General features: G+C 68.4%; 5 protein-coding genes. 2 read left to right on the top strand and 3 right to left on the bottom strand.

The genetic code is table 11. The features are described 5' to 3' along the window. Positions 1–79: 79 nt before the first annotated feature. From AB0M29_RS44990 to AB0M29_RS44980, 3 genes are all read right to left on the bottom strand, one after another. A complete protein-coding gene (locus AB0M29_RS44990; RefSeq protein ID WP_365393625.1) occupies positions 80–1,027 on the bottom strand; it encodes a transposase in 948 nt (315 codons plus the stop codon). A gap of 409 nt (positions 1,028–1,436) precedes the next feature. Further along, positions 1,437–2,648 carry an XRE family transcriptional regulator gene (locus AB0M29_RS44985; RefSeq protein ID WP_365393623.1) on the bottom strand — a complete coding sequence of 404 codons (1,212 nt, stop codon included), beginning with the start codon at positions 2,646–2,648 and terminating at the stop codon, positions 1,437–1,439. After that, positions 2,641–3,447 (bottom strand): hypothetical protein, encoded by an 807-nt coding sequence (locus tag AB0M29_RS44980; protein WP_365393622.1) that lies wholly within the window; start codon positions 3,445–3,447, stop codon positions 2,641–2,643. The genes AB0M29_RS44985 and AB0M29_RS44980 overlap by 8 nt, the downstream gene beginning before the upstream one ends. A 75-nt stretch (positions 3,448–3,522) precedes the next feature. Here AB0M29_RS44980 and AB0M29_RS44975 point away from each other — a divergent pair, with 75 nt between their 5' ends. Next, the gene (locus AB0M29_RS44975) at positions 3,523–3,732 is read left to right on the top strand and encodes a recombinase family protein (protein WP_365393620.1); all 210 of its coding nucleotides are present in this window, start codon (positions 3,523–3,525) and stop codon (positions 3,730–3,732) included. A gap of 187 nt (positions 3,733–3,919) precedes the next feature. Further along, complete coding sequence (locus tag AB0M29_RS44970) at positions 3,920–4,222, top strand: hypothetical protein (protein WP_365393618.1); 303 nt, start codon at positions 3,920–3,922, stop codon at positions 4,220–4,222. The last annotated feature ends 458 nt before the right edge of the window (positions 4,223–4,680 follow it).

Below are 4,680 nucleotides of genomic sequence, written 5' to 3'. Positions count from 1 at the left end.
GACCCCGGCGGCCTGACGGCCGCCGGGGTCGTTTCCTCTCGTCCCGTCGACAATCCCAACGTCGCCTTGGTGCACATCTTCAGCGTCGCTCAACACCCCTCGTCGAGCAGGGGGTTCCACATTCGTTCGAACTGCTCATTGGTGAGGTCTTCCCGGTTGCGCAGCAGGCGTCGCCTGGCCTTCCACTCCGGATCGGTGACCCGTCCGCGCCGCCGCGGACCTGGGCGGTGGTGCGGCGCCGTACCAGGGAGAGCATCTTGTTGGCGAGCTGGACGACGTGGCAGTGGCCGACGACCACGATGGCGTGAGGGAGGCCAGTGCGCACGGCGGCCCGGCAGGTGGCGGACATGTCGATGGCGACGTAGCGGATGCCCTTCCTCCAGTTCAGCTCGGTGGTGGACAGCCAGGCCAGGACATCGGCCACGGTGCGGCCCTCGACCTGGCCGAGCAGCCCGCCGGACCCGAGGGCGTCGACGAAGCCGGTGTGCCAGCGATCCCGCGTCAGCTGCCACTTCCCGCTGTCGGGATCCTGCTCCCACCAGGTGCGGCCGCACCTGGTCTCGTCGATGCCCAGCACCTCAACCCCGGGCAGCTCTGCTTCGGTCACCCTCACAGCAGCGACGCGGAAGGCGTCCATCACCACCGGCCAGGACAGGCCCAGGTCGCGGGCGGCCTGCACGACAGTGGAGCCGGCATCACGGACCCGGTGGGCGGCCGCACACCGCAATCGCTCGGTCAACCGGGCCCCGGCCGGTATCTGCGGGATCTGCTCGGTGAACGACTTCCGTGGACAGGACGCCTCCCGGCACCACCAGCGTCGCTTGTGCCACAAGAACTCCAGTCCGTGCTCGCCGTAGGGCAGATCCCGCGGCCGGGTGGTCGCCGTCCCCTTCACCCGGGAGGCGAAGACCCCGCAGGCCGGGCAGGCCCTGGCCGAGGCGTCCGCCGTGGCTAGTTGGACCCGGCGCGTACCGTTCTCAACCTGCTCGACCCGGATGACGGACACCCCGTCCAGGTCCAACAGCAACGTCGTATCGTGGACCAAGCCCGTGGCTCCCCGGTGATCCTTCTGCGTAGAGAACAGAAATGATCAACCAGGACCACGGGCGTCCTGCATCCAGGGGTGCAACGAGCCAACCGATCACAGATTGTGACGGGAAGCCAGTACAGGCACCCACCCCGCACCTCTCAAGTTCGAAGACCCCACAGTGCTACATGTCCGTTCGCCGTAGCTATACGAGAGCAGGGCCCGGAACGCGAGGAACGCTTCCCCCCAAGCGCGGGGCGCGGTGGCACCCCGAGACTGTCCGCCGGATGCTCGCCAACACTACGGACCAACCGCCGACCCTGCGCCGGCGCGAGCGCACCACGTGACGGTCGCCTTGATGGTGCGCCCGGTCCGACGTGCTACTCCCAGAAGATGAAGTGGAGCGGCCTTACGGCGCGCTCTCAACCAGCCGGAGGGCTGGCCGGTCTTCCTCGGCGCCGAGCATTCGACGGACTTGGGGCACGCTCCAGGCCAGTTGACGTGCAAGCTCTGTGATTGTCAGGCCATGGTTGCAGGCAAGGGCGAACGCCTGGGATAGCAGCGCGGGCTGCTCGCCGGGGTAGCCGGTCAGGGGGTCCGGAGCGAAACCGGGTTGTCCCTGCAGAGTGTGCAGGCGCTGATAGGCGCGGCTTGCCGCAGAGTCCGACAGGAGACCGAGTTCTCGGCAGCGGTAGAGCAGGGAGTGCACCGATACCCCCCAGACGTCGCGCAACTGCGACAGCCTGTGCAGGTCGGCTCGTGCGGGCAGCTCGGACAGGATCGCCTCGCGGGGAGTAAGGAACTCCGCTGCGAAGGTGTCGGCTTCGCGCTCCTGGGCGATGTCACCGGGGCTGGCGTCGCCGTGCAGAACCAGATGGCCCAGCTCATGGGCCGCGCTGAACCGGTGCCGGTAGACGTCGTCGGCCCTGTTCGGAGTCAACACGATGAGCGGCCGGGGAAGGCGCGATGTGGAGAAGGCGTCGACTGATCCAAGATCATCGTCGCGCCGCGGGGTGACGACTACGATTCCGCGTGCTTCCAACCGTCGGACCAGGTGAGTGATCGGCCCGGCGCCCAGCTCCCACGCGACGCGTAGAGCCCGGGCAGCGGCTGCTGGGTCGCTGGGCAGTTCGGTGCCTGAGAGAACCTCCCCACCGGCGAAGCCGGGCAGGTCCACCAGCGGGAGCCGGACACGCTTCTCCAGTGCGTAACTCAGCTCCCAGACCTGTTCAGTGAACGCAATGGCCTTGGCGCGCTGGTAGGACCGCGTGCTGCGCAGGCTGCGGAAATGCGCGGCCGAGGGATCCAGTCGTGCGTGAGGGCGCCCTGACAGGAAGTACGCCAACGGCACCTCCAAGACTTCTGCCAACCGCGGGAGGAGTTCAGGGCGGGGCCGGTTGGTCCCCATCTCGTACTGACTCACTGCGGCCGGCGACACACCCAACTCGTCTGCCAGGCGCCTCTTCGTCATCCCCAGCAGGCAGCGCGCCTGTGCCAGCCGGGCGGGATCGAATACCTCGTGCACTGCGGTCGGGGAGGGCTGTTCGAACCCGGCGCGGCCTTTGCGAGCGCTGCGGCTGCCGGGCGAGGTGAACAGCGATGGCTGCGTTTCGTTACTCATTACCGTCTTCGGTCTCTGGGGTCGTCGGTTCCGGTTCGGGGGACGGATCCTTGGCGGGCTCGACGCGCGCCGCGACGTCCAGTGAAGGCACCTCGCCCCCGGCCCATCCCTGCCTGGGGATGGCCGCGCCCGGATCCTGCAGATCGCGGCGAGAGCCGCCGGAGTCCTGCGCGGTTGCGATGCTCATGTCGAGCTGCTCGGGCTCCCACAGCATCGTGCCGTCGATTTCGAGGGAGTAGGGCGTGCCCCACCACGCGGCCAGAATCTCCTCGCTGGCGGCGCTGGCCACATACGCGACGTAGATCACTGTCAGCTTCTCCGCGTGGGCCGCCGCGGCGGCTTCGGCCACCGTCGGGTGCTCCTCCGCGGAGGCAGTCTCGGGAGTGTCGAACAGGGTCGGAGCGGGATCGACGCCGTTGTCACGGGACACCTGCTGCGGGATCTTCGTGCTCAGCTGCGCCTGAGAGATCGGCTCCGTCAGCGAGGTGGCGTGCCGGAAAGGGATCAGTACCCGTCCGTTGACAACCGCCAGGCTGTACGAGGCCCCTTTAGGCTTGCGGGGCTCGTAGCCGGGCAGCGAAGCCAAGTCGAACTGCTTGACGACGAGCTGGTAGCGCGTGGCCCACATACTTCCGTACGGACGCTTGTCCTTGGCCCCTGCGTCTTCGGCCGCTACCTGAACCAGACGGGCCGCCTTCTGCCCCTGTGCCAAACCGGTGACCACATGCCGCATCACCTCTGCGGCGTGCTCACCGAATTGCTCGACAGCCCACCGCGACGGTGTGACCTCACCAGCCATGACTCCCCCAGAAACCTCAGGGTGCTTACTGAATGAGCGTCAACGTACCACAGCTGCTTAACTTCTGAGCGTCAAATGCCCGTCACTCCGACCGAGACGGAGCAGGCGGGCCGCGCCCGGCAGCTGCGCAACGAGGAAGAGCTGTCGTTCCGCGATATTGCCGCCGCGCTGGACGCCGAAGGGCTGCCACTCAAGCACGGCGGCCGGTGGCGCCCCGAGACCGTCCGCCGGATGCTCGCCAACGCCACCGACCGCCCGCCAACTCTGCGCAAGCGGACCGCTTAGCGCCCGAAGCCCGGCGGCTCACAGGTCCACCTCGGCCGCCGCCGTCCCTGGTCCCAGAGGGGGCCACGAACCCGGGCAGCCCGCAAGGTCGTACGTCCTCGCTTCGCTGCGGGCGCTCTACCTTGCCCACCGCCCGGGACCGCGGCGGGCAGAGCCCACCAGGACGACGACCACCGAGGAGGCCCCCATGGAGCCCAAGGCCACCGAATCCCGACCCGAACCGGAGCGCTTGCTGGCCGCGCAGGTCACGACCACCGACGACGGAGGGGTGCAGATGGTCATCCACACTCAGGCCGCAGACGGCACCTTCTACGATGGGGTGCTGGTCACCAACGAGCCGTACGTGACTGGATGCTGCGCCGCCAGGTTCTCGCCGCGATCCCCGAGCGGCCTCACGTTCCCGCCGACCTGGCCGAGGTACAGCGCCGCATGGCCCACATCTTCGGGTGAGCGCCAGCGGGGCCACCGCATGGTGGCGCCCGCCCCGTGAGGCTGGCCGGGGTCCGGTTGCCCGGGGCGCCCGTCGGCTGGGGTGCGACCTCCTCACCTGCGCCCGTCGACCTGACGCCGGAGGCAAGCACGGAACCTCGGGGGCGTCCATGGACCAGTCCACTACCAACTCCGGCACAGGACCCGCTGGAGGGCGAGGACCCCGTAGACGAGTGGTACCTGGACATGGCGGACGACTACGCGTGGGGCACCGGCCTCAACCTGGAGAGCTGATGCACCGGGGCCCGGCTCCGGTCGGGGCCCCAGTGCAACCGGCACAGAAGGAGCCTGCCGACAGGCGAGAAATTGATCTGGCGGTCAAGGCCACGGACGCCCGTCCAGAATCCGTGGCCCGCCTGGTGAGTGACGTTTTCTCAACGTTGATCATTTCCAGGTTGAGTTGAGAACGAGTGCGGCGCGGGCGATGTCGCCGATCCGGCTCGGGCTGAGGGTGACGTG

Source organism: Streptomyces sp. NPDC051976 (genome assembly GCF_040680795.1).
Taxonomy (GTDB): Bacteria; Actinomycetota; Actinomycetes; order Streptomycetales; family Streptomycetaceae; genus Actinacidiphila.
The sequence above is the reverse complement of the archived record's forward strand: the minus strand, read 5'-3'. Positions and strand labels throughout refer to the sequence as shown.

Coding starts and splice junctions, on each gene's coding strand:
- AB0M29_RS44985 (WP_365393623.1), bottom strand. CDS start 2,648: ATGAGTAACGAAACGCAGCCATCGCTGTTCACCTCGCCCGGCAGCCGC.
- AB0M29_RS44975 (WP_365393620.1), top strand. CDS start 3,523: ATGCCCGTCACTCCGACCGAGACGGAGCAGGCGGGCCGCGCCCGGCAG.
- AB0M29_RS44980 (WP_365393622.1), bottom strand. CDS start 3,447: ATGGCTGGTGAGGTCACACCGTCGCGGTGGGCTGTCGAGCAATTCGGT.
- AB0M29_RS44970 (WP_365393618.1), top strand. CDS start 3,920: ATGGAGCCCAAGGCCACCGAATCCCGACCCGAACCGGAGCGCTTGCTG.